Here is a 24,928-nt window from a genome sequence, read left to right on the forward strand (position 1 = left end):
ACCCATGGAACAGCGCGGAGTCGACACCGTCCCCGGCGAATCGGTCACCTCGATACGACGCAGACCCTCAGCCGAGAAAGCGCGTGGCATGGCGGACGGCGGCGATGGCGTGCCGGTCGTCGGTGGCACGGGTGGCGACGGCGATCTCCACGGGCGGTCCGTCGAGCGGGACGAACCGGACGTCCGGGTGTGGGTAGAAGCGACTGGCGGCCTCGGCGTGCAGGGCTATACGGCCGGTCGTCGCCACGGCTGACGGTATGGCGGCGGGGTGGCGCAGGGCGCCACGGCTGTGGGACCCGTCGGCGGCGGGGCCGGACCATGCTTCGAGCGCGGGATGGGCGAGGGCGGTGGGCAGCCACGGGCTGTCACTGACGTCGGCCTCGGTCAGCCGGTCGGCGTCGGCGAAAGGGGAGCGGGCGGGGACGACCACGACCCGGGGCATGGTCAGGGCGTGCTCGAAGACGAGTCCGTCGACGGGGCCGACGTACTGGACGATGCCCACGTCGACCCGGTGGCTGCGGACCGCTTCGTACTGGTCGGCCAGGTCCAGTTCGGCGTAGGAGAAGGCGATGGCGGGATCGTGTCCGTGCACCGCCGCTGTCAGGTCCCTCCAGCGTTCGGCGAGTCCGAATCCCAGGACGCCCAGCGTAAGAAGGTTTCCGTCGGCGGTGCGGCGGCGGTTTCGTCCGGTGAGGGAGTCCACGGTGTCGAGCAGAGTCCGGGCCTCGGCGATCAGCCGCTCTCCCTCAGGGGTGAGGGTCACCCGGCGGCTGGTGCGTTCGAAGAGCTGGGTGCCCAGTTCCCGCTCCAGTCGCTGGATGTGGCGGCCGAAGGGCTGGGGGCTGATGTAGTGCCGCTGCGCGGCCCTGCCGAAGTGCAGTTCCTCCGCCAGTGTCACCGCGTAGCGGAGCGCCCGGATGTCCATCCCTGTGCCTCCGTGCCTCCCGCTGAGTACCGCCCGTACAGCCGGTGCTTCCGTCTACGTCAGAGGAGGTCGAGCCGTCAACACCTCGGTCACGGCCGGTTCACAACCATTTCGGCTGATGATCCCCGGCTTCCTCCTCTGGTGAGGTGAGTCCACGGGAGGCACCGCCTCTGTGGCTCGGATGACGAAGGGGTCATCATCATGGCTCGGCATCGCGTTGTGCTGCGCGGCGGCACCGTCCTCACCATGGATCCGCACCTGGGAAACCTGCCCCGAGGTGACGTGCTGATCGAGGACGGTGTGATCGCCGCGGTGGCACCGGCCCTCTCCGTCGAGGACGCGGAGACGGTGGACGTCACGGGACACATCGTGGCACCCGGCATGATCGACACCCACCGGCACACCTGGCAGACGCAGCTGCGCGCCCTGTGCGCCGACTGGACCCTGGCGGACTACCTGTTCGGCATCCGGCTCGGCGTCTCACCGGCCTACCTCGCCGAGGACGTCCACCTGGGCAATCACCTCGGCGCCCTTGACGCCCTGAATTCCGGCGTCACCACGATCCTGGACTTCTCGCACTGCAACAACACACCCGAGCACGCCGACGCCGCGATCACCGGGCTGCGGGACGCGGGAATCCGCGCGGTGTTCGGCTACGGCTTCTTCGAGTCGAACCCGCTCCAGCCGCCGCACTTCACCGACCACGCCTTGCGCCTCGCGGACTTCCGGCGCGTCGCCGACACCCACTTCCCGAACCGGGACGCACTGCTGACCCTCGGGGTGGCGCTCACCGAGTACGGCACGCTGCCGTTCGACACCACCCGCGCCGAGATCGCCGCCGCCCGCGAGCTGGACGCGCTGATCGTCACGCACACCGGCTGCGTGTGGTCACTGCCGAGCGGCGTGCGCGAATTCGCCGCGGCGGGCCTGCTCGGACCGGACCAGGTCCACGTGCACTGCAACACCCTCACCGACGAGGAGTGGCGCCTGCTGGCCGACCACGGCGCCAAGCTGTCGATCTCGGTGGAGACCGAACTCAACATGGGCATGGGCCGCCCCGCCTTCGCCGCCGCCCGCCGGCACGGCATCAAACCGACCCTGTCCAGCGACATCGTCTCCCTCAACACCGGCGACCTGTTCACCCAGACCCGCATGGGCCTGGCCTTCCAACGCTGGGCCGACACCGAGAACCTCAACCTCACCGGCGGGGACCCCACCACGGTGACCATCACCGCGCAGGAGGCACTGGCCTGGACCACCGTCAACGCGGCCGAGGCGATAGGACTCGATCACCGCATCGGCAGCCTCACCCCCGGCAAGCAGGCCGACATCATCGTGACCGGCGGGCCCGGCATGGCCCAGCACCCGCACCTCGACCCGGCCGGCACCCTCGTCTTCCAGACCACCCCCGCCGACGTCCGCCACGTCCTGATCGCCGGCCGCTTCGTCAAGCGCGACGGCCGGCTCACCGGAACAGATCTTCCGGCCCTGCTCGCACGGGCGGACGCCTCAGCCGAAACCGTCCTCGGTCGGCTCGCCGACGCCGGGCGCCCCCTGCCCGGCACCCCGCCGGAAGGCTGGGGCCTCATAGCCCGCATGTCGTCAGAACTCCAGGCGACCCCGGAACCCCAGCAGCCCGGAAAGTGATCATGCGCTTCGTCACCTACACCGAAAGCGACGGCGACCGCGTCGGCGTACTCGACGCCGACGATCTTGTCCACGCGCTCCCACCCGGTATCCGTCTCATCGACCTGCTCGACGACCCGCAGCGATTGCACAACGCCGCAGGCAGCGCGCTGCGCGATCCCCGTACCGTGCACCCCTACGCCTCGCTCAGGCTGCGGGCGCCGATTCCCCAGCCGCCGACCGTGCGGGACTTCATGACCTTCGAGAGCCATGTCGAGGGCGTGGCCAGACTGGGCGGACCGGAGGCAGGCCCGCCCGAGCAGTGGTACGAGGCTCCGGCCTTCTACTTCACCAACCCCTACGCCATCCACGGCCCGCAGGACGACGTGCGCATCCCACCGGGCTGCACGCGCTTCGACTTCGCATCGTCCTCAACCTGCACCGGGCCTACGCCGACACCACCGGCCGCCCCTTCGACCTGCCCCAGGCATTCACCGACGCGATCACCTGCAACTCAGGCCCCCTGCACACCCGGGTCTGACCGGCGTCGGCCTACCTCACGCCTCATTGGAAGTTCGCAGAACTCCCAGGTGGGCATGACGGCATCATCTCCGCCCCAGGCCCAGTTGCCGCACTGCTCGAGTCCCTTGTTGCCTGAGCGTGCCTGAGCCGGATTCGGCCGGCCGGCGGCGGTGGCCGGCGATGCCTGGTGCGTCACCCATGCTCGACGCCGGCGGGCCGAAACGCAGGTCAGGCTTGGGCACCAGAGCTGGGAGTCCTGGTCACAGAGGGTGTCTGGTGCCGACTCGCGACTGCCGTGAACGACTCTCCACGGGCGCCGCGGCCGACGCGGACGAGCGCCAGGTAGACGACCGAGGTGACCACCATGCCGGGAATCCAGGACAGGTCGGCGTTGGAGAAGTGTCGCGCGATGGGTCCGACGTACCACGCGTTGCTCATGGCCGGAACGCCGGACACCACGCCGACCACGAAGGCAATGAGGACCTTGAGGTTGACCCCGTTGTGGGTCCATGTGCCCGGGTCGCTCCAGTACTTTCCGCTGCGGATGTACATGCCGGGGACGTCGTACTCTCCGTGCTGGACGAGGTAGAAGTCCACGAGGTTCACCGCACCCCAGGGAATGAGCAGCAGGAGCAGGAACGACAGGAACGCCGTCAGGTTGCCGGTGAAGTCCTGTGAGGCCGTGACGGCCAGGCCGAGACCGATGACGAGGGTCGGCAGCATCATCGCTGCACGGGTCCTGAACGAGTTCGAGATCTTGACGAAGGTCGACAGGCCCGTGATCAGGTTCAGCATCCCGCCGTAGAGGTTGAGCATGTTCGTCACAGCCAGGCCCAGCGCGGTCACCACCAAGACGACAGTCGCCAGAGCGCCACCGCCGAGCGCGGCACTGGCGCTCTGGAAGAGATCCGCGGCGGCGAAGTTGGCCGCGAGCAGCACACCGACGACGCAGCAGAAGGTGGACGACAGGAACACCCCGGCCGCCGTCCACCAGAAAACCGCCCGGCCTGACGCGTCGTGCGGCAGGTAGCGAGAGTAGTCCGAGACGGCCGTGGCGTAGGTGAGTGCGAACGTCACGGCGACTCCGGTGCCGGCGAGGAACGACGCGAGCGACACCGGACCGGACGTCACCGCCACGCCATCCCCTCGGACGATGGTGTAGCCGCTGACGACGATCAGGCTGATGGTGAGCGGCCACGTCGCGTAGCGAGCGACGGCGTGGATGGCTCGGTTTCCCATCAGTGCGGGGAGCACGCTCAGCGCGGCGATCAGACAAATGGCCAGGGGCAGCGGGATCCGGCCGCCCGTGGCCACCTTGAGGGCGATGCCGCCCGCGAGCGAGACCGAGACCGTGAACCCGACGTACATGACGGACCCCACGACGACGGGCACCAGGGCACCGAGGTAACCGAACTGGCCGCGGCTCTGGATCAGTTGGGGAATCCCCAGCCTGGCGCCCTGGATCGAGTGCAGGGCCATGAGGACGGTCCCGACCAGGTTGCCGATGACGGCGGCGAGCAGCGCCAGCGCGATGTTGCGGCAGACCGAGTAGATGATCGCGCCGAAGATGGCGTTGCCGACGTTGAGGTTGGAGGCGAACCACACGTGAAAGAGGTCGCGGGGGCGGCCTCTTCGGTGGGATTCGGGCACCGGATCGACGTGGTGCAGTTCGATCCCGGCTTCAGTGGCGGGTGTTCCTGTCATGGGCTCTCATTCCTTTCACCGGCAACCTTGCGTGGTCGTGGGATGCCGGTGAACCGATCGGGTCATGGCCATGCGGGACTGCGCCCGCTCCTCGAGCACTCGGGTGAACTGAGCGAGGAAGTAGTCGGCTGCCGCGTTGTCGAAGCAGAGGGGTGGCTTGATCTTCAGGACGTTGAGCTCGACTCCGGTGGGTTGGATGACGACACCGAGTTCGAACATGCGTTCGCAGATCTGGGTCGCGGCGGCGGGTGCCGGCTTCTTGTCAGCGCCCGGTTCGACGATGTCGACACCGCGGTAGAGGCCCTCCCCGTAGACGGCGCCGATCTCGGGGAAGCGTGCGGCCAGGGCGTTGAGCTCTGCGCCGAGGTGCGTACCGACCGTGCGCGCGTTCTCCGGCAGGCGTTCGTCACGGAGGACGTCGAGGACTGCCGTACCGACCCGGCACGAGACCGGGCCGCCGCCGGTGGAGGAGAAGAACCCGGCTCGTCGGCCGAACCCCGCCGCGATCTCGGGTCGGCACGCGACGACACCGATGGGATGTCCGTTGCCGGTCGCCTTCGCCGCGACGACGATGTCGGGGGTGGCGCCCTGGCCTTCGAACGCCCAGAAGGCCGACCCGGTCCGCCCCATCCCGACCTGGATCTCGTCGGCGATGCACACCCCGCCCGCCTCGCGAACGGCGGCGTAGGCGCCGGCCAGGTATCCCGGCGGCGGAACGATTCCCCCCTGGCTGCCGAGCAAGGGCTCGACCACGAACGCGGCCACGCCACCGCCCGGGCCGGCTTCGGCGCAGGCTCGCCTCACGGACTCCAGATACGGCTCCACCCTCGCCCCGTGCCGTCCCCGGTACGGGTCAGGCGTCTCGGCGACGTGGACGTGTTCGTCGAGCTCCTCGCGCCAACGCGGGCGGTCATGGGGAAGCGTGTCCAACGCGAACACGTCCGAGGTCCAGCCGTGGTAGGCGCCTTCGATGACGACCACTGAGCGACGCCCGGTGTAGACCCGGGCCAGTTGGACGGCGAGATCGACGGCCTCGCTGCCCGAGTTCACGAAGAAGAAGGTGTGCAGTTCCTCGGGCAGGGTGTCGGCGAGCCGTTCCGCGTACTCACCCATGGCGTCGTACAGGAAGCGGGAGTTGGTGTTGAGCAACGCCATCTGCCGAGCCGCCGCCGCGGTGAGGGCGGGGTGGGAGTGCCCGACGACGGCGACGTTGTTGATCAGGTCGAGGTACCGTCGGCCCGCGCTGTCGTAGAGCCAGTGCCGCCAGCCCCGGACCATCTGCACGGGAGTCTCGTAGTACGTCGACTGGGCGCCGGCCACGTACTTCGCCCGGCGCTCATGCACGCGTTCGACCGCCTTTCCGCGCTCCGCCCTGGTGGGCGTCCCGACGAGCGGTGACGGGTCCGCACAGAGCGTCAGGAGGGCCGCACGGTCCCGGACCCGGCCGTAGCCCGGCAGGTCGGGTGAGAGCCCGAGCTGCACGTGGACGTGGGAAGGCAGCGGACCGGCCGACGGTGCGACCAGCGCGACCTCGGCACCACGGCGCACGGTGTGCCCGACGGGGAAGTGCGAGGCCACTCCGGCGAACCGGACGAAGAACGTGGTGGTGTCGACGCGGCTCTGCAACACGACGGCGTGACCATCTACCCGGACCACCGTGGCGTCGAGTGGGGCGAAAACCGCGGTGCCGGCTGGGACGAACAGGTCAGCACCCAGGTGCAGTGTGGCGGGCGCCTGGTCGGTGAGGTCGGGCTCACCGAGGCGGATCTCGTCGAAGCGCCCGACGGCCACCTCCGCGTCGGATCCGAGCTGGGGGAAGGCCTCGCCATCCATCCAGTTGCCCGCCGAGAACAGCTCCGACTCGACGCTCAGATCGACCGGCCGGAGCGGACCGAACTCCTGGTAGCGGAGGATCGGGCTCGGCGACTGCCGGGCGACGAGATCGGCCAGGTCGGTCTCCGGTGCGCCGAAACCGCAGGCCTGGCGCACCACCGCTGTGGCGAGCGCCGGGTCGATCTCCACCACGGCCCCCAACGCCCGCCAGTCTTCGGCGGCGACCTTGGCCGCCCCCTCGTCATCCGGATCCTGGTGCGACGCGATGGTCTGGAGCGCCGCGCAGAGCGCGGCACGCGCGCGGACCAGCGTCCAGACCGCGTCCACCTCGGCCTCACCCTCGGCCAACGGCAGCCGATCGAGGTATCCGGCGAGGACGGGCAGCGCCGCCCCCAGTGGGTCCTCAGGGGCACGTGCGATGGCGGCCAGCATCGGCGTAGCGACCTCGTTGGCCCGCCACGTCCACACCAGGTCCCCGAAGTCGATGATCCCGGTCGGGACGAACCCTCCATCGGCATCGAAGTCACCGACCACGTTGTACTCGTGGATGTCGGTGTGCACGACCTGTTCCGGCAGTCGCCCGGCGGTCCCGCCGCCGACGAGCTCGGCCACCGGAGCGAGTGCCCGATCGATGAGCGCGTTCTCCGCGCCGGTGAAGTGATCGGTGAGCCCGGACACGGTCTGGACCGCGTGGCGCGGATCCCACGAAGAGTGGCGGTGCAGCCCGGGGTGGTCGAACCCGGCGAGTGCGGTGACCGATCTCGCGGCCAGTCGGCCAAGGCCGCGCAGCGCCGTCGGCGAGAGGTGCGCGACGGAGCCCAGCGGTGCACCCGGAACCCAGTCCAGCAGCCGCACGCGGAGCCCGGTGCGGTCGACGAGGTCATGGTCCTGCAGCGTCGGGATGGCTTCCGGCGCCACGAGGCCCGGATCCCGGGACCGGAAGTGACGGACCGCCAAGTGTTCGGCGTGGACTGCCTCCGCACCGCCCTCGGCCAGGGTCGCCTTCAGGACGTATCGGCGCCCGTCACTGTCGTCTTCGACCAGCAAGACCTGGTCCTGGGTGCTCCCCAGGTCGGTGAGCCGACCGGTGATTCCCCATTCCTCACGCAGGAGGCGGGTCGCGTCCTGCTCCGACAGCATCGGGCCGGTGAAGGGTGCGGCGGAGGCGGCCACGTCCACCACGCCTTCGTCGGTGAACGACCGTTGCGCCTCAGCCATGGTGCGCCGGCTTCGGCCGCCAGTCCGGGTCGCTCCAGAGGCCAAGACGTGCTTCGGCAGCCGCCCCGAGGCGGAACGCGGTCAGATCGTCGAACGGTCGGGCGACGATCTGCACACCGGTCGGCACCCCGTTGCCCGCGCGACCTGAGGGCACGTTGAGGACCGGATGCCGGCTCGCGATGTTGAAGAGCTGGGTCAGGCACTGGCTCACGAGGTTGGCGAACTGCACGCCCTCGGCGAGCTCGACGGACTCCGCGGACGTGGCGTCCGCCGGGTAGCCGGTGGTGGCCATGGTCGGGCAGATGATGGCGTCGTGGTCGCGGTGAATTTCGGCGAGCACGGCGTGCACGCGGCCTTCCTCTTCTACGATCCGCAGGGCGCCGACCTTCTCCAGGGCTGCCCCACACGCCTCGACGACATCGAGGACGTTCCGGGACCAGCGCGGGTCGTCGGCCGGCGCCCAGTCCAATACGGACGGCCCGAGGAGGAGGCCGTAGTGCGCCGCCGCGGTGGCTATGATCGACTGGCGGGTGATCGGGATCTCGACCGGGGTCACCTCGGCTCCGGCGTCCCGCAGGGCGCTCGCGAACCGCTCGATGTTGGCCGCCGCCTCTGGGACGACGGGGAAGTCACCGATGGTGACCGCGAGCGCGACCTTCAGTCCCGCACACGATCCGAAGGTCGTCGGGAGCGGTGGAGCAGCAGGTACCGAGGCGTGGTCGACGGGGTCCGGTCCGGCGATGACGTTCTGGAAGAGAGCACAGTCAGTGACCGTGCGGGCCATCGGCCCGTCCTGACAGTAGGTGTCAAGACTGAGCGGCGGCAGCGACGGCACCCGTCCGTAGGGGGGTCGGAACCCGACGACGCCACACAGAGCCGACGGAACCCGGATGGAGCCCGCGATGTCGGAGCCGGTGGCCAGTGGGGCGAGCCCGGCAGCCAGTGCCGCACCCGAGCCGCCCGACGAACCGCCGGGGCTGTAGTCGAGGTTCCATGGATTGCGTGTGACGCCCCACAGCTCGGAGTGGGTGGTCACGGCGATCGAGAACTCCGGCGTCGTTGTCCGCAGGTGCAGGACCGCACCGGCGTCGATCAGTCGCTGGACCATCGGCTGGGTCTGCGTCGCGACGTTGCCTTCGGTCTGCAGGGAGCCGAAGCGATGAGACCTGCCGGCGATCGGCATCTCCTCCTTCACCGCGACCGGGACGCCTTCGAGCGCCCGGGGCGCCGGGCCCTTCCCCGCGTACCTGGCCTCGGCGACCCGCGCGACATCGTGGGCCTCGTCGAACATCTCCTCGGCGACCGCGTTGACCTCGCTGGTCTTGGCGACCCGTTCGATCAGCGAGTTCAGGACTTCCACCGGGGACAGTTCGCGCCGCCGAAACGCCCCCAGCATCTCGTCGGCCGACAGATAGTTCAGGTCCATCCTTCGCTCCTCTTGGCGACGGGCAGTTCGAGCACATGGGCAAACTGGTCGAATAAGGAAAGGGCTATTGCGCGAACAGCGTCAGGGGACCGCCTGCCGGGCTCAGCCCGCGCTCCTCCTGGATGGAGTTGCCGCCGTCCACCACGAACAGTTGCCCCGTGACATAGGACGACTCCGGCGAGGCCAGGAACGCCACCAGTCCGGCCACCTCATCGGGACGCCCGGCACGACCGACCGGCGTTGCCGCCCCGAGGGCGTCGACGTGCCCGTCGAGTCCTCCGGTCGCGATCCAGCCAGGCGCGACGGCGTTGACCGTGATGCCCCGCGAGGCGGTGTCCATGGCCGTCGAGCGGGTGAGACCGATCAGGCCGGCCTTGGCCGTGTGATAGGCGACGTCGCCCTTGTAGGCCATCACCGGACCCGAGAGCGACGACATGTTCACCACCCGGCCGTACCCGCGGTCGAGCATCGGCTGGAGCGCGGCGCGGGTCACGTAGAAGGTGGTGTCGAGGTTTCGTGAGAGGGCCGAACGCCACTGCTCGTCGGAGGCCGTCGCGAGGCTGGACGGATCTTCGGGCTCGACCACCGAGGCCATGCCGGCGTTGTTGACGAGAACGTCGATCCGGCCGAAGGCATCCAGCGCCTCGGCCACTACCGACTCAGCGAACCGGGGATCGGTGAGATCGCCCGCGACCCCGCGGACGGGGCAGCTCCCCGCCAGCTCGGCCACCCGCTCGTGAATCCGCCCGGTGGTCGAGGTGATCAGCAGCGAGTAGTCGTCGGCCAACCGTTTGGCGCAGGCGAAACCGATGCCGGATGCGCTGCCGACCCCGGTGATGACCGCGACGGGCAGGCCGTCGGCGTTGGTCGGGTTCATGTGGTGCTCACCCTCGATTCCCTGGACGCCTCATGGCGTGACTGAGTTGAACGTTCGTCACAGTAAGGGAACCAAGGCGGCGTAGCAATGGCCAGTTCGCCTACATCTCAAGGGAATAGAGCCGTCACGGACCCGAGCAGGACGGCCGACTTTTCTCCATATAAGTTGTACGTTCGTTCCAGTTCCAGCGGTGAAGGGACAGGATGCCGCGGCGCACCACACAGGCAGGTTGCCCCCCGATTGCTACCGTGCGGCCATTGCCGTCGTGCGACGCCCGGCGGTCACCACAGGTGAGAAGGACGACGACAGACATGAGCCGGCCCGGCGAATCCGCCCAGCAACGAGACACCCCCGTCCTGACCGAGCGCGGCGGGGTCCGCAAAGCGGCCATCCTCGAAGCAGCCCTGCGGGTCATCGGGGACAAGGGACTCGCCGGGCTCTCCATGCGTGCCATCGCGGCGGAAGCGGGGCTGCCGCTCGGAGCTCTCGGCTACTACTTCAAGACCAAGGACGATCTGATCCTTGAGGCGTTCGAGTTGCACACGCGCCGGGAGGCAGACCGGGTCCTCGCCGCCTTTGCGGGTGTCGAGAACGGCGACCATGCCGACGACATCGCCGAGCACCTCACGGCGTTCATCCACCACGGGCTGACCGAGGCACGCACGAGCCTGGTCGCGGAGTACGAGTTCCTGATCGAGTCAACCCGCAGGCCGGATCTCGCGCGCGTCTCGCGGGCGTGGCGCCAGGCGCTGCAGATCCAGGTCAGCCATGTCGCGAGCCGGCTCGGCTCGGACGATCCCGAGACAGACTCAGAGATCATTCTCTCGGTCATCGCGGGTCTGGAGATCGACCACCTCTCCACACCGCTCGACCCGTCGACGACGCAGGCGATCCGCACCGCACTCCGCCGCACGATCACAAGGCTCGGGCTCCGCGGCAACGCCGCGCGGCTGTAGGTCACATCCCGGCAGTCCGGACGCACGACACCTCTCCGTACAACTCGGCGGCACCGCTGATCTCGCCTACCGCTCACCGCCGACGAACGCGGTCAGCGGCAGAACCCGGGACACCCGACCTCACCGGCTGGTGGCCGGACCGCCCGTATCCCGGAGTCGACCGTGTACCGGCGTCCGCCGAGCAGTCCACGTACCGCGAAGACCATCGCTGTTCCGACAGCGGTCAGGTGGACGACGGGGACGTACCGATCCTCGAGCAGGTCGGGTTCGCTGCGGGCGGCGGCGGTCAGGGCTCTGCCAGCCTTCTCTCGGATAACACCCTCTGAGCACAGACCAGCGATAACACCGTCCTCGTTACCAGCGGCCTCAGGATGGCCTCAATTCATGGCACTAGCGCAGCACGGCCCAGCAGAACAGGTCTCCCGAGCTACGCGCCTGCAAGCATCCGTGCAGGTCACGCGACCACAAGCCGTGACAGGCCGACCCGGCCCCAAACTCACGAGCAGCGGATACGACGGGCGAGGCTCCACCACATGTGCGGTCTCGGCCCGCCCCGGCCGCCTCCCCGTCGGATCAGACCGTGAACTCCCGGATCACCACGTTCCGGAACACCGCCTGCCCGTCGATCGTGAACAGCGCCAGTGCGGTGTCGGACGGGTCGGGGAAGGCCTCGGTCGAGTGCACGTACCGGCCGTCGCCGACGAACATCTCGACGGACGTGCGGTCGACGAGGATCCGCAGGCGGACCGTGCCGGCGGACAGGTCGAACGGCGTGCGGCTCTCCTGCCAGCGGCCGGAGGTGTCGGGGCTCACGGTGTAACCGCGGTTGACGAAGGCGTAGTCGCCGTAGACCCCCGCGTCGATATGCCGCCCACCGTCCGACGACCGCCGCAACTGGAGGCCGGCGCCCACCAGTTGGTCCCAGGTGATCTCACAGGTCAGCTCGTACGCGGTACCCGTGTAGTCGAGCGGTCGTGTGCCGTCGACCGCGATGTCGCCGAGATCCACCGTGCGCGACACATGGTCGTCCAGGGCCGCCACCGGCTGGGACGCCAGGTAATACGTACCCGACGCGTGCTTCAGCCGTACCTCGCGGACGATCGAGTCGGTGCCGTTGAAGCCGTCGCACTCGATCGTGGGCGTGGTGTTCGCGTAGTCCCAGTGGTTCATCCAGCCGATCGCGTACCGCGCGTCCGGGTCCAGGACCCCGCTCGCGTCACGTTTGTCGAAGGTGACCGCCGCGTACCAGTCCCAGCCGTGGTCCAGCCACTGGGGATCGGATGCGTCGGCGATGAAGGTCGTACCGTCGAAGGAACCCGTCCAGTACGCGAACGTGCTCGGCAGCCCGGAGCCCTTGCCGTTGGCGCTGACGCCCAGCACCCACTTCCAGGTCCCGTCGTCCGCCCTGATCCGGAACAGGTCGGGGCACTCCAGGACGCCGATGCCGCCCTTGACGAAGCCGCCGACGTACGTCCACGCCTTGAGGTCGGCGGAATGGTAGAAGCCGACCTTGTCGTTCTCGGCGAGCAGCATCACCCACCGCCCGCGCTCCTCGTCGCGGATCACCTTGGGGTCGCGGAAGTCTCGTACACCGGGATTGGGGAGGACCGGGGCGGTGCCGTGGTTCGTGAAGGTGCGGCCGTCGTCCGTCGAGTAGTACAGGTACTGGGCCTGGGTGACCTCGTCGGGCGCCATGGTGGCGAGGACGATCACCGCGCCCGCGCCGAAGCCCGCCGTGCCGTCCGTGTCGACCACCGCCGAGCCGGACCAGACATCGCCGTTGGGAGTCGTGTCCTTCGGCACGGCGATGCCCCGGTCGGTGAAGGAGACGAGGTCGGTGCTGGTGGCCAGGCGCCAGGTGGTGCCAGCCGTCGTGCCGCCCATCGAGTAGTCGGGGTTGTAGAGGTAGTAGAAGTGGTACTCGCCGTCGATCCAGATCGGGCGCTGCGGGTCGTTCATCCACTGGTCGGGGACCGTGAAGTGGTACTCGGCGCGGTAGCTGCCCGTGCACGCGGCCGTCGCCTCGCGGGCCGCCGCCACCGCCGGTCTCACGAGGTCCGGCAGCAGAACACCGGCGGCGCCGACGGCCGAGACCGTCAGCAGCGACCGCCTGGACAGTGTCTCCCCTGTCTTCCCTGGGCCGAGCGAACTCCTCCTCATGCCACGCATCGTGCGGCTCCCTCCCCCGACGTCGTCGTCGGGACGCGGCTCATGTGGTCCGGAACCGTATACCTAACTCGTTAAAGGTCAAGCCTTCGCGCATCGGCCGTTCCCGTAACTTCCCATCCGCGCACATCCCTTGACAGCGCCGCAGCGGGGTTCTCATCATCGTGAAATCAAACTTCGGCTAACACGAGTTAGGCTCGCCGATGACCGACTCGCTCCTCTCCCGACGGGCCCTCATGCGCTACGGCGCGTACGGCGCCGGAGCCGCCGCTCTCGCCGGCGTCGCGGCCGGCTGGGACCGCCTCACCGCCGCCGACATCCCCGGCCGCGACGACGGCTCGCTCGTCATCGCCACCTTGGGCTCCGCCTTCGACCCCGAGGCCCAGCGCGCCCTGCGCGACGGATTCCGCGAGGTCCACCCCGACATCAGGATCCGTATCAACCCCGTACAGGCCTACGACTGGTCGGACTTCTTCTCCAAGATCCTCACCCAGATCGCCGCGGGCACGGCACCCGACCTCGTGTACGTCGCCACCGAGGGCGTACAGCTCTTCGCCCAGCGGCTCGGCGTACCGCTGGACAGGTGGGCGAAGCGGGACGCGGCCGAGCTGCGCACGTACTTCGCCGACGTCCATCCCTCGCTGGTCGAGTCGATGATGTACGAGGGGAGCCTCCACCAGCTGCCGGTCGAGTTCAACGCGGCCGACATGTACCTCAACAGCCGGGTCCTCGAACGCGCGGGTGCCGACCTCCCCGACGACGATTGGACCCACGACGACTTCACCACGCTGCTGCGAGCGATGAAACGCAGCAACGGCGACCGGTTCACCCCGTACTTCTGGACCAACCGGCTGTGGGGCGGAGTGGTCCCCTGGCTCTTCGCCAACGACACCAACCTCCTCACCGAGTCCAAGGCCCCCGGCGGCGACTGGCTCTGGAACTCCTTCTATCCCGAGGCACAGCGGCGCGGCCGGGGCGGCGGCTACCGGTGGACGACACCCCTGGCCGACTCCGACCGCGTCGCGGAGGTCTACGACTACCTCTCCTCCCTCGTCCAGGAGGACCTGTGCACCCGGCCGGAGGGCGGCGACGGCCGCAACCTCGTCGGCGTCTTCTCCACCGGCCGCGTCGGTGTCACGCCCGCGGGCGGCTTCTGGGCGGGCGGCCTGCATCAGGCGGGCATGAAACCGGCCGACTACGACGTGCGGTACTTCCCGCGCCGGCGTACCCGGCGTCACCAGTTCGGCGCCGCCGGGTACGCGATGCTGCGCACGTCGAAGATGCGGGACGAGGCCTGGGAGTTCATCAAGTACACCGCCCGCAAGGACGTGATGACCCAGCTCTTCGCGGCCAACCAGACCACTCCGGCCCGCCGCTCCATGGTCGACGAGGCCCGCTACCGGGAGACAGGACCGGCCCACTGGCAGGTCTTCTACGACACCCTCGACAAGATCCCCACCACCGGCCCGATCCCGGCCCCGCCGCAGGTCAACGAGGTCGAGCAGCTGCTGATCAAGCACACCGGAACCGCCCTCGCGAGCCCCGGCGCGGTGCGTCCCGCGCTGCGTCGGCTGCAGGGGGACCTGGAGAAGGCCATGGAGCGTGAAGTGTGACGAACACCGAGATCAGGTCCGTGGGGCCGGAGCCCGCCCGCACCCGCAAGAGCCACAGGAACCGCAGCAACCGCAGGACCGGTCAGACCCGTAAGGCATCCGAGTCCACGGCCGCCACCACCATCCGCACCCGGGGCACCCGCCTCCTCGCCGTACTGTTCCTCGCGCCCACCGTCGTCGGCATCGTCGTCTTCACGGTCGTACCGATCGTCGGCTCGGTCGTCCTCAGCCTCTTCCAGTGGGACGTGATCGACGACCCGCGGTGGGCCGGAGCGGCCAACTACCGGGAGATCCTGACCGATTCGACGGTCCTCGTCTCCTTCCGCAACACGCTCGTCTTCATGGTGCTCGCGGTCGCACTCCAGTTGCTGATCGCGCTCGTGCTGGCGATCGCGGTGAACGGCCGGATGCCCAAGTGGCTGCGGTCCGTGTTCCGTTCGGCGTTCTTCTTCCCGCTGGTGCTGTCCGCCGCGTCCATCTCGGTGGTGATGAAGTACCTGTTCAACCAGGACTTCGGCCCCGTGAACTGGCTCCTCGGCACGGTCGGTATCCCCTCGGTCTCCTGGCTGACCTCGGAGAACGGGGCGATGGCGGCCGTGGTCCTGGCGTACGTCTGGCAGCAGTTCGGCTTCTCGTTCCTGCTGTTCGTCGGCGGCCTGAACAACATCCCGAAAGAGGTGCACGAGGCGGCTTCGCTGGACGGCGCGAGCGGGGTGCGCAAACACCTCGCCATCACCCTGCCGCTGCTGTCGCCCACGCTGCTGGTGGCGTCCGTGGTCGGCATCATCAACGCCCTCCAGGTCTTCGAGCAGCCGTACGTCCTCACGGCGGGCGGTCCCGGCGACTCGACGCGCACGGTCGTGATGGTCATCTACGAGACGGCCTTCGAGCAGCTCCGCTTCGGCGAGGCGTCCGCCGTGGGCGTCCTGCTCTTCGCCCTGATCATGGCGGTCACCGCACTCCAGTTCCGGCTCAGCCGGCGTTACGTCCACTACCAGTGAGCCGGGTGAGTCAGATGAGTACGAGTTCCCTCTCGGGTTCGATATCGGGTTCGGCATCGAGTGCGGCGTCGGGTTCGATGCCGGGTCCCCGCACGAGCCCCACCGCGTCACGCGTACGGCACGGCCCGGCGCCCTGGGGCCGGATCGCAGGCCTGGCACTGTGCGCCCTGTTGACGCTCGGCCCGGTCATCTGGACGGTGTCGACGTCACTGCGCACGCCGGCGGAGTCCTTCGACCTGCCGCCGAAGATCATCCCCACGGACCCCACCGTCGACGCCTACCGCGGGGTCTTCGACCAGATCGACGTCTGGCTGTACGCACTGAACTCCACCCTGGTGACCGCGCTGATCGCGGCCGGCCAGATGATCACCGCGGGCCTGGCGGGCTATGCCTTCGCCCGCCTCGAATTCCGCTTCAAGAAGCCGCTGTTCGCGCTGGTCCTGGCCACGATGATGGTGCCGTTGCAGGTCACCATGGTCCCGGTCTTCCTGGAACTGAAGACGATGGGTCTGACCGACACCCTGCTCGGCCTCATCGTCCCGGCCTTCCCGACGGCCTTCGGCACCTTCCTGATGCGCCAGTACTTCCTGGGCATGCCGAAGGACCTGGGCGAGGCGGCGATGATCGACGGCGCGGGCCCGTGGCGCGTCTTCCGGTCCGTGTACGCCCCCTTGGCGGCCCCCGGTCTCGCCATCGTCGGCGTGCTGGCCTTCAACTACCACTGGAACGAGTTCTTCCGGCCGCTGATCCTCGAAACCTCCACCGAGAACCTCACGCTGCCCCTGGGCCTGGTCTCCCTCCAGGGCAACCTCGGCACCGGCTCGATCTCCGTCGTCCTCGCCGGAGTCGTCCTCTCCATGATCCCCGCCGTCGTCGTGTTCGTCGTCGGCCAGCGCCCTCTGCGCGAGGGCATCACATCCGCAGGAGTCAATCGTTGAGTTCCGTGAGCCGGTCGACCGACGCCAACAGCCCGCGTTTCAGGGTCCGCCCGCCGGCCAACTGGATGAACGACCCGAACGGCCCGTTCCGCTGGGGCGATCGATACCACCTCTTCTACCAGCACAACCCCGACGCCCTCGTGCACACGAACGTGCACTGGGGCCACGCCTCCAGCCCCGACCTCGCCCACTGGGACGACCACGGGATCGCCCTGCGCCCCACGCCCGACGGCCCGGACGAGGCGGGCTGCTGGTCCGGCTGCGTGGTGGACGACGGTGGTGTACCGACAGCGGTGTACTCCGGGATCGACCACGACCACCAGGGCCTGAGCGCGATCTGTCTCGCCGTGGCAGAGGACGACGGCCTCCAGAAGTGGAAGCAACTGCCGGTGCCGGTGGTCGCCGGCCCACCACCCGGCCTGGACGTGACGATGTTCCGGGACCCTTTCGTCTTCCGCTTCGCCGGACGCCGCTGGGCGCTGATGGGCGCCGGCCACGCCGACGGCACCCCGTCCGTCCTGGTGTACGACTGTGAGGACCTGTACGACTGGCGGTTCGCCGGGGTCCTGCTGGACGGCCGGGACCCGGCGGCGGCCCGCGCCTTCGGCAAGCGGGCGATCGGCTGGGAGTGCCCACAGTTGTGGGCGACCCCCGGGGGTGACTGGGTGCTGGCGGTGGCCCTGTGGGACGGTGATCCAGTGAGCACGGCTTACCTGACGGGACGTCTGATCGAGGCCAGCAAAGGGGAGTTAAGTTTCGCGGCCGGTACGGGCGGCGGCCCGCTGGACCTCGGCCGTGACTTCTACGCCCCCTCCGTCCTCCAGGACACGGAGTCCGGCCGCGCCCTGCTCTGGGGCTGGTCCTGGGAGTCACGCCCGCCCGAGGAGGTGGACCGCGCGGGCTGGTCCGGAGTCCTCACGGCACCCCGGGTGATGGACACCCACGAGGACGGCACGCTACGGGTCGTACCGGCTCCGGAGCTCGAACTACTGCGAGCGGCCGTCCCGTTCACGGCCGCACCAGGAGCGCACCGGCCACTCCCCCTCGCGTACGACCTGCTGGTGACCGCCCGTTCAGCGGCGACCGTGAGTCTGCTGCGGGCCACGTCCGGGGCCGAACTGACCGTGCGACTCGACCCGGCGTCCGGCACGGTGACCCTGGACCGCACGGCCTGGCCACGCTCCCGCCCGGACGGCACGGCGCCCCTGGTCCTGCCGACCCCGCCGGGCGAGACCCTCACCGTGCGGATCCTCGTGGACGGCTCCCTGCTGGAACTGTTCGCGGGTGACCGGGCGACGGCCACGGAACGGGTGTACCGACGGCACGACGACATCGCGGAGTTGGCCGTGTCGGGGACGGACGTCGAGGTCACGGGCTGGGAGCTGGTCCCACCGAACCTCGCGTGACGACGGGGCACTCCAGCCGCCGGGTGGTGACCGGCGGCGCGGTCCCGCTGTCGATGGCGTCCAGGAGCAGGCGGACGGCCGTCTCTCCCATCGCGCGATGGGGCAGAGCGACCGTGGTGAGGGGCGGGCTGAGGAAAGCCGCCATGTGTTCCTGGTCGTCATAGCCGACGACGGACAGCTCGGCGGGCACGTCGAGGCCCAGGCGCGCGGCGGCGTGGAGGACGCCCGCGGCGACCCGGTCGTTGTAACAGACGATCCCCGTGGGCCGCCGGTGGGCGGGAACACCGTCCAGCAGCCGCAGCGCGCCCTCGTACCCGGCGGCGATCTCCCCTCCCGTCCGCATGATCCAGTCCTTCTCGGCGGTCAGCCCCACCGTCCGCAACACGTCCCGGAAGCCGCGCAACCGTTCCGCGGTCGCGATGTCGTCCAGACCGCCCACCAGGGCGACACGACGGTGGCCCGCGTCGAGAAGGACGCGCGCGGCGCTGCGGCCACCGGCCCGCTCGGCGGGGATGACGGCCGGGAGGGATCCGTCCTCGGGGAGACAGTTGGCGAGCACGGCGAACGTGCGGTGCAGCCCTTCCGGGACTCGGGCGCGGCGCAACGACAGCGCGGCGTAGATGATCCCGTCGACCCTCCGGTCGAGCAGTTCGGCGACAGCCGCGTCCTCGGCGACCGGGTCCTGCCCGGAGTCGACGGTGAGCACCAGGTGCTCACTGCTCCAGGCCATGTCCATGGCCCCGCGCAGCAGCCGCCCGGCGAACGGCGAGGTGGCGATCTCGTCCGTGACCAGACCGATCACGGCGGTACGACTCCGGCGCAGGCCGCGGGCGACCGCGTTCGGCCGGTAGCCGAGCTGTTCGGCCGCCTTGCGGATCTTCTCCTGCGTCTCGGCGGAGAGGTTGCCCTGGGCATGCCCGTTGAAGACGAAGGACACGGCCGTGTGCGACACCCCGGCAAGCCGGGCGACATCCCGCGAGGTCGCCCGCTCAGCCCCGCCACCCCGCGTCTTCTCGACCCCGCCCATGCCTCGTCCCCGCCGACTTTGCCTGATCAGGCAAAGCCTACCCGCGGGAGATGCTGCGGAGCCCGCCGCAGACCGAATGGACACCGGGGTAGAACAGCCGCTGGCCTCGGCACGCCGGGGTGCAGGTCGCTGTGCGGCCGTGGACGTCCGACCGCCGTCCCTCGCGGCTGTCAGCACGCCTCAATGAGACTCGGCCTCGACCGCCCTCGACAACCGTCGTGGGCTCCCTGCGAGGCCGCTTTCTCTCGGGGCCGTTTCCTCACCACTTACCGGCCATGGCCAAGACACATCCCGAGCGGTCCACAACCCTGAGGACCCCCATCGAACTCTTCGACCGCATGCTGACGCCGGACCGGCGGGCGCTCGACGTGCTGAGGGTTGAAGTACGCACCAGAGACGGGACCGGGAAGGCACGCCCGCGCCGTCGGGGTCTACCGCCTGTGGCGCGACGGCGGCTTCGCCGTCGCGCCCTCACCGCCGTCTCCGGCCTGATCGTCGCCGTCCGCATGTACGGGACACACCCTCCAAAGCCCTGAGCCATACCGGCTCTTCGCAGACGGGGGTGTAGTGCCTGTCGGGCGGTGCCCACGCACTTGAAAGTGCCTTTTGTAGGCCCTCTCTTACTCACTCATGATGGTGTTACGCACTACTAGTGAGGTGAGGAAGATGGTTGAGCAGGCGGCACGATCCAAGGGGTCGCGGGTCATCATCGAGGTGTGGGCCGACCTGGGCTGCCCTTGGTGCTACGTCGGAAAGCACCGGCTCCAGGCCGCGATCTCACAGCGCCCGGATGCGCATCGGTTCAAGATCATGATGCGATCCTTCGAGCTGGACCCGGAGGCGCCGCAGGAGCTGGAGAAGAATGAGGAGAGCTTCATCCGGACCCACGGCGGCACCGCCGCCCACGTCCTCCAGGCGGAGCGCCAGATGCAAGCCGTGGCTCGCAAGGAGGGGCTCGAGTACTCTCTGGACCGCCTGAACGCCAACACGTTCAACTTGCACCGCGTGGTGCAGTACGCCAACGACCAGGGCCGCGGGTTCGAGTTCTTCTCCGACGTGCAGGACGGCTTCTTCGCGGGCACCCTCAACCCCTACAACTCGGACGCTCTGGCAGGCGTCGCGGAGTCGGTCGGGCTGGACGGGCAGCGAGTGCGCGAGATCCTCACGAGCAACGAGTACGCCGACCGTGTGCGCGCCGACCGCCGCGAGGGTGTGGAGCTGGGCGCGACCGGCGTTCCGTTCGTTGTCCTCGACCGCCGGATGGCCGCCCCCGGCGCACAGAAGGTCGCTGTCTATGCCCAGTTGCTGGAGCAGGTGGCCGGGCCCGTGCCGAGTGAGCGTGTGTCATGAGCAAGGCGAAGGACGGACTTCAGATCGTGGCGGCCCCCGCCAGCGGGTGGTGCGATCCCCACACCGGGGTCTGCCACATCGACACCGCCGACGAGGCAGCGAGCGCTGAGGCGAACAACGAGGATGCCGCGGGCGATGTGCCCGATGTACCCGACGCTACGGACCGATGAGTGCCACCGACACCTCAGCCTGCCGACGCGCTGACCGCGGCCTTGGCTCGGCCGACTCCGGTCAGCTCGCTGGCGGCCCGGTTGCTGGCGATCTCGCAGTGGTGGGTGGCGGCCCAATCCACCATCGCCATCACCGCATCGATCAGCGACCGGCCTAGGTCCGTCAGCTCGTACTCCACTCGCGGCGGGACCTCGGCGTACGCGGTCCGGGTGATCAGGCCGTCGCGCTCGAGATGCTTGAGCGTCTGGGTCAGCATCCGCTGGGAGATCCCTGGGATGCTCGCCTGCAAGTCGGAGTAGCGCAGCGAGCCGGCGCTCAGGGTGCTGATGGTCAACACCGTCCACTTGTCGCCGATGCGGTCGAGCACCTCACGGATGAAGGCGCTGTCCTCCGGCCATGCCTGGCACGGACCACTGATCTGTCGCGTTGATGCCATCTCGATTCTCTCTCTTCCGGCTGCAACCGCACTACCAGTATGTAACGCCCGCGGGGCGACCACGCACCGATCGACGACTCCGGCCCGCTCTCGGATCACCGGAGCGCGCTCTCAAACCACTCTCAAAGGAACCCCATCCATGCCTTACCTGCTTCACATCGACTCCTCCGCGCTCGGCGAGGCCTCGGTCTCCCGCCAGGTCGCCCAGTCCTTCCTCGAAGGCTGGGAGGGCAAGGTTGTTCACCGCGACCTCGCCGCCGCATCCGTGCCCCACCTCAGCGCGGCCGGCATCACCGCACGCGTCACACCTCAATTCAATGGAGAGTGATTACTGTGAATGCACACGACACCATCGTGGTCGGCGCGGGACCGGTCGGGCTGTGGATGGCGGCGGAGCTGGCCCTGGGCGGCGGGCGACCGCTGGTCCTGGAACGGGCCGAGCAGCGCAGCCCGCACTCGAAGGCGCTGGCCATCCACCCGCGCACGATCGAGGTACTGGCGATGCGCGGGCAGGAACAGGCCTTCCTCGACGGCGGGCTGCCCGTGCCGGACGGGCACTTCGGCATGCTGCCTGCTCGCCTGGACTTCCGAGGGCTGGCCACGCCGTTCCCGTTCACGCTCGCGCACCCGCAGCTGCGCACCGAGGAACTGCTCGAACAGCACGCCCTGGTCCTCGGGGTGGTGATCCGGCGCGGGCACCAGGTGTCCGGGCTGAGCCAGGACGAACAGGGCGTGACGCTGCGGGTCAGCGGGCCGGACGGCGAGTACGAGATCACCGCGGACCACGTGGTCGGGGCGGACGGGGCGGGCAGCACCGTCCGCCAGGCGGCGGGCATTGACTTCCCCGGCACCGACTCGACCGTCTTCGGCTTCCTCGGCGACGTCGAGCTGGCCGACCCGCCAGAGCGGCCGGGCTTCTGGCACAACGAACACGGCGCGCTGATCGTGGTCCCGATCCCTGGCGGGCGCTACCGCGTCACCGGGTACGCCCCGTCAGCTCCCACCCCAACCCTGGAGTCCCTGCGGGAGACGGCGAAACGGATCGCGGGCACGGACTTCGGCCTGCACTCCCCGGTGTGGCTGTCCCGCTTCGGCAACGCCACCCGGCTCGCGGCGGAGTACCGGAAGGGCCGGGTGTTCCTGGCGGGCGACGCCGCGCACATGCACTTCCCGGCGGGCGGCGTCGGGCTGAACGTGGGCCTGCAGGACGCGATGAACCTGGGCTGGAAGCTGGCCGCGGTCCAGCGGGGCTGGGCGAACGCGGCCCTGCTGGACACCTACCACCCGGAACGCCACCCCGTCGGCGTGGCCCTGGGCGAACACACCAAGGCCCAGACCGCCCTGATCACCGCCACCACCGAGGAGGGCCAGTCCCTGCGTCGGTTCATGGCGGACCTGCTGCGCACCCATCCCGACGTGGCGACCGCGCTGGCCAACACGGTGACCGCGCTGGACGTGCGCTATCCGGGCACCCATCCCCTGGCAGGCCAGCGCCTCCCGGCCACCCGCGAGCAGCTGCACCTATTGCGCGAGGGCCGCCCGGTGCTGCTGGCCCAGGAAGCCAGCCCGGCGTTGAAGGACCTGGCCACGAGCGCGGACCTCCGGCTGTACGAGACCGAGCTGCCCTGGCCCACGGCCGCCGTGCTGATGCGCCCGGACGGGCACGCATGGGCCGCCGGGGACACTGCTGGGCAGTTGGCGGACGCCATAGCGGAACTGCCCCTGGCCTGACAAAAAGCGGCGGCCCCCGGGAAAGCCCTCCCGGGGGCCGCCGCCTGGACTTCTAGATGCAATACGGTGCCCCTAGTCGGCCTTCCGCCAGCGGGCGCGCAGACTGAACGCCGCGCCCTTCGGCCGACGTTCGCGGGTGAACACTCCCTTCTTGTTGCCGTCGACACGGAAGACACCGGGCGCCGTGGCGAAGTCGGCGAAGTTCCAGACCTGCTCGCCGACGACCGCGTCGACACGGTCGAACACCCGGTGATACACGTCGAGCAGTTCGGTCTGGTACTCCTCGGTCCACGGGCTGGGTACGACGCTGCGCAGTCCGGGGTAGGTGTCCGCTCCGTACTCGGTGATGACGATGGGCTTGTCGTGCGCGGCCCACTGCCGCAGTTCCGCCTCCAACTCCGTCTCGGCCGCCGCCAGGTCGTCGGGGCCGAAGTACCAGCCGTAGTAACGGTTGAGGAGCACGACGTCGAACAGGTCGGTGACCACGCACTCGTCCGGTTTCCCCATGAGCGCGTTGACGTAGGCGACGGGCCGTGAGGGATCCAGTCGGCGTGCCTCGGCAGCCAGTGGTGCGAAGTAGTCGCGCGCCTCCGGTTGGACGTTGTCCGGCTCGTTGGCGATGGACCACAGCACGACACTCGGATGGTTCTTGTCGCGCGCCACGAGCTCTCTCACCGCCTGCAGGTGCGTGCGAAGTGTGCTCTCACCCACGGTGTCGGGCGAGAACGTAGACGCCTTCCGGCCGGAGCCGAAAACACCTCCCGCGATGTTCAGGTTCAGGCCGACGGCCGCCGTCTCGTCGATGACCACCACACCTTGTCGGTCCGCGTAGTCCAGCACCTCCTCGGCATAGGGGTAGTGCGAGGTGCGGAACGAGTTCGCGCCGGTCCACTCCAGCAGGGCGAAGTCATGCACCATCAGGGTGTCGTCGTGAGCCCTGCCGCGCACGGCGGCGTCCTCGTGCTTGCCGAAACCCTTGAAATAGAACGGGACTCCGTTGATCAGGAATTCCTTGCCCCGTACCTCTACAGTGCGCACCCCCACGGACTGCCGGTAACTGTCGACGAGGTCGCCGGAGGTGCTCCACAGCGTGGCCTCGAGTTCGTAGAGGTAGCCGTCTCCGGGCGCCCAAGGATGCACGTCCTCGATCCTGAGGGTCCCCACCGCCCCGGTGGCGGCATGGACCTCGGCCCCGGAGGCATCGCGCAGCGAGACACGCACCACGTGCTCTTCGGCTTGAGCGGTGCTGTCCACGCGATAGGCGACGAGGCCGGTCGTGTCCTTCAGGCTGGTGGTCACGGTGATGTCGGTGATGTGGACGGGGGGCGTGGTGTACAGCCACACGGGCCGGTGCAGGCCCGCGTAGTTGAAGAAGTCGAAGAAGTAGTGCTGCACCCGGCGGCCGTCCTCGCGTTCCTCCACTCGGCCGGGTGGTATCGACTCCCAGGTCAGTTCGTTGTTGACCACGACGGTGACACGGTTCTCGGCACCCGGCCGCAAGTGCGCCGTGACGTCGGCCTCGAAGGGGGTGTAACCGCCTTCGTGCCGGGCGACCTCGACATCGTTGACCCAGGCGGTGGCGCGATGCGTCGCGGCGTCGAAGCGGAGTACCGTCCGTTCCCCCGCCCACCCGGCAGGAACCCATACCTGCGTCTGGTACCAGACGTCGCCGACATGGTCACGGACGGTCGTGTCCGGGAAGATGTCGTTGTAGCTGGCCGGCACAGGGATGTCCACGGCGCCCGCGAGCTGCGAGCGCCACCAGCCCTCGGCACGGCCGGCCCCCTCCGCGTCCAGGCGGAAGCTCCACAGGCCGCCGAGAGAGCGGCGTTCACGAGTGGGGCCGTCCTGGGGACGAAGCATGGTTGGTTCTCCTGTTCTGTTTGCGCCTGTCGACGCGGCGGTCGAATAGGTCGAATAGGCGGGGATGAAGGGCGCCCAGGGGACGGTCAGCACCCCCGGGGCCACGCCGATGCGCTGACGCTGACCGCCGGAGAACTCG

The 24,928-nt window shown here is 69.3% G+C and carries 20 protein-coding genes; 11 read left to right on the top strand and 9 right to left on the bottom strand.

Features of this window, described 5'->3' with window-relative positions; genetic code table 11:
• Nucleotides 1–67: 67 nt before the first annotated feature.
• The gene (locus G6048_RS12890; RefSeq protein ID WP_165339645.1) at nucleotides 68–925 is read right to left on the bottom strand and encodes a LysR family transcriptional regulator; all 858 of its coding nucleotides are present in this window, start codon (nucleotides 923–925) and stop codon (nucleotides 68–70) included.
• A gap of 201 nt (nucleotides 926–1,126) precedes the next feature.
• On the opposite strand from G6048_RS12890, the gene G6048_RS12895 reads away from it, so the two are divergent.
• Together G6048_RS12895 and G6048_RS48655 are read left to right on the top strand one after the other, a co-directional pair.
• On the top strand, nucleotides 1,127–2,572 hold the full coding sequence (locus tag G6048_RS12895) for an amidohydrolase family protein (protein ID WP_165339646.1): 1,446 nt from the start codon (nucleotides 1,127–1,129) through the stop codon (nucleotides 2,570–2,572).
• A gap of 2 nt (nucleotides 2,573–2,574) precedes the next feature.
• Nucleotides 2,575–3,219 (top strand): hypothetical protein, encoded by a 645-nt coding sequence (locus G6048_RS48655; protein ID WP_206341534.1) that lies wholly within the window; start codon nucleotides 2,575–2,577, stop codon nucleotides 3,217–3,219.
• 82 nt (nucleotides 3,220–3,301) lie between these two features.
• Here the strand turns inward: G6048_RS48655 and G6048_RS12905 are convergent, their stop codons facing one another.
• The 4 genes from G6048_RS12905 to G6048_RS12920 form a co-directional block, all read right to left on the bottom strand.
• Entirely contained in the window at nucleotides 3,302–4,777 is a 1,476-nt protein-coding gene (locus G6048_RS12905; RefSeq protein ID WP_165339647.1) for a purine-cytosine permease family protein, read from the bottom strand.
• A 15-nt stretch (nucleotides 4,778–4,792) separates the two neighbouring features.
• Nucleotides 4,793–7,828 (bottom strand): aminotransferase, encoded by a 3,036-nt coding sequence (locus tag G6048_RS12910; RefSeq protein ID WP_165339648.1) that lies wholly within the window; start codon nucleotides 7,826–7,828, stop codon nucleotides 4,793–4,795.
• On the bottom strand, nucleotides 7,821–9,254 hold the full coding sequence (locus tag G6048_RS12915; RefSeq protein WP_165339649.1) for an amidase: 1,434 nt from the start codon (nucleotides 9,252–9,254) through the stop codon (nucleotides 7,821–7,823). Before G6048_RS12915 ends, G6048_RS12910 begins: the two co-directional genes overlap by 8 nt.
• Nucleotides 9,255–9,318: 64 nt before the next feature.
• Nucleotides 9,319–10,131, bottom strand: coding sequence for an SDR family NAD(P)-dependent oxidoreductase (locus G6048_RS12920; RefSeq protein WP_165339650.1), 813 nt, complete (start codon nucleotides 10,129–10,131; stop codon nucleotides 9,319–9,321).
• A gap of 311 nt (nucleotides 10,132–10,442) precedes the next feature.
• Between G6048_RS12920 and G6048_RS12925 the strand changes: the two genes are divergently transcribed.
• Complete coding sequence (locus G6048_RS12925) at nucleotides 10,443–11,087, top strand: TetR/AcrR family transcriptional regulator (protein ID WP_165339651.1); 645 nt, start codon at nucleotides 10,443–10,445, stop codon at nucleotides 11,085–11,087.
• Between the two features lie 573 nt (nucleotides 11,088–11,660).
• On the opposite strand, the gene G6048_RS12930 is transcribed toward G6048_RS12925, so the two are convergent.
• Nucleotides 11,661–13,247: a glycoside hydrolase family 32 protein gene (locus G6048_RS12930; RefSeq protein WP_165339652.1), complete on the bottom strand. Its 1,587-nt coding sequence runs from the start codon at nucleotides 13,245–13,247 to the stop codon at nucleotides 11,661–11,663.
• Between the two features lie 209 nt (nucleotides 13,248–13,456).
• Here G6048_RS12930 and G6048_RS12935 point away from each other — a divergent pair, with 209 nt between their 5' ends.
• The 4 genes from G6048_RS12935 to G6048_RS12950 all read left to right on the top strand — a co-directional run bounded on the left by G6048_RS12935 (nucleotide 13,457) and on the right by G6048_RS12950 (nucleotide 18,211).
• Nucleotides 13,457–14,866: an ABC transporter substrate-binding protein gene (locus G6048_RS12935; RefSeq protein WP_165339653.1), complete on the top strand. Its 1,410-nt coding sequence runs from the start codon at nucleotides 13,457–13,459 to the stop codon at nucleotides 14,864–14,866.
• Nucleotides 14,863–15,867: a carbohydrate ABC transporter permease gene (locus tag G6048_RS12940; RefSeq protein WP_165339654.1), complete on the top strand. Its 1,005-nt coding sequence runs from the start codon at nucleotides 14,863–14,865 to the stop codon at nucleotides 15,865–15,867. The genes G6048_RS12935 and G6048_RS12940 overlap by 4 nt, the downstream gene beginning before the upstream one ends.
• 77 nt (nucleotides 15,868–15,944) lie before the next feature.
• Nucleotides 15,945–16,805, top strand: a complete 861-nt coding sequence (locus G6048_RS12945; protein WP_165339664.1) for a carbohydrate ABC transporter permease — start codon at nucleotides 15,945–15,947, stop codon at nucleotides 16,803–16,805.
• A gap of 5 nt (nucleotides 16,806–16,810) precedes the next feature.
• The gene (locus tag G6048_RS12950) at nucleotides 16,811–18,211 is read left to right on the top strand and encodes a glycoside hydrolase family 32 protein (protein WP_165339665.1); all 1,401 of its coding nucleotides are present in this window, start codon (nucleotides 16,811–16,813) and stop codon (nucleotides 18,209–18,211) included.
• Here the strand turns inward: G6048_RS12950 and G6048_RS12955 are convergent.
• Entirely contained in the window at nucleotides 18,174–19,238 is a 1,065-nt protein-coding gene (locus tag G6048_RS12955) for a LacI family DNA-binding transcriptional regulator (protein WP_165339655.1), read from the bottom strand. The two genes, G6048_RS12950 and G6048_RS12955, sit on opposite strands and share 38 nt — an antisense overlap.
• A gap of 666 nt (nucleotides 19,239–19,904) precedes the next feature.
• On the opposite strand from G6048_RS12955, the gene G6048_RS12960 reads away from it, so the two are divergent.
• Both G6048_RS12960 and G6048_RS12965 read left to right on the top strand, forming a co-directional pair.
• Entirely contained in the window at nucleotides 19,905–20,588 is a 684-nt protein-coding gene (locus tag G6048_RS12960; RefSeq protein WP_165339656.1) for a DsbA family oxidoreductase, read from the top strand.
• Complete coding sequence (locus tag G6048_RS12965) at nucleotides 20,585–20,758, top strand: hypothetical protein (RefSeq protein WP_165339657.1); 174 nt, start codon at nucleotides 20,585–20,587, stop codon at nucleotides 20,756–20,758. Before G6048_RS12960 ends, G6048_RS12965 begins: the two co-directional genes overlap by 4 nt.
• Nucleotides 20,759–20,772: 14 nt before the next feature.
• On the opposite strand, the gene G6048_RS12970 is transcribed toward G6048_RS12965, so the two are convergent.
• Nucleotides 20,773–21,195 carry a winged helix-turn-helix transcriptional regulator gene (locus tag G6048_RS12970; protein ID WP_165339658.1) on the bottom strand — a complete coding sequence of 141 codons (423 nt, stop codon included), beginning with the start codon at nucleotides 21,193–21,195 and terminating at the stop codon, nucleotides 20,773–20,775.
• Nucleotides 21,196–21,334: 139 nt separating this feature from the next.
• Here G6048_RS12970 and G6048_RS12975 point away from each other — a divergent pair, with 139 nt between their 5' ends.
• Together G6048_RS12975 and G6048_RS12980 are read left to right on the top strand one after the other, a co-directional pair.
• Nucleotides 21,335–21,523 carry a hypothetical protein gene (locus G6048_RS12975; protein ID WP_328825798.1) on the top strand — a complete coding sequence of 63 codons (189 nt, stop codon included), beginning with the start codon at nucleotides 21,335–21,337 and terminating at the stop codon, nucleotides 21,521–21,523.
• 5 nt (nucleotides 21,524–21,528) lie between these two features.
• On the top strand, nucleotides 21,529–22,926 hold the full coding sequence (locus tag G6048_RS12980; RefSeq protein WP_328825800.1) for an FAD-dependent monooxygenase: 1,398 nt from the start codon (nucleotides 21,529–21,531) through the stop codon (nucleotides 22,924–22,926).
• A gap of 72 nt (nucleotides 22,927–22,998) precedes the next feature.
• Here the strand turns inward: G6048_RS12980 and uidA are convergent, their stop codons facing one another.
• Nucleotides 22,999–24,789 carry a beta-glucuronidase gene (uidA, locus tag G6048_RS12985; protein ID WP_165339659.1) on the bottom strand — a complete coding sequence of 597 codons (1,791 nt, stop codon included), beginning with the start codon at nucleotides 24,787–24,789 and terminating at the stop codon, nucleotides 22,999–23,001.
• Nucleotides 24,790–24,928 lie beyond the last annotated feature (139 nt).

This window comes from Streptomyces ureilyticus (genome assembly GCF_011045025.1).
Classification (GTDB): domain Bacteria; phylum Actinomycetota; class Actinomycetes; order Streptomycetales; family Streptomycetaceae; genus Streptomyces; species Streptomyces ureilyticus.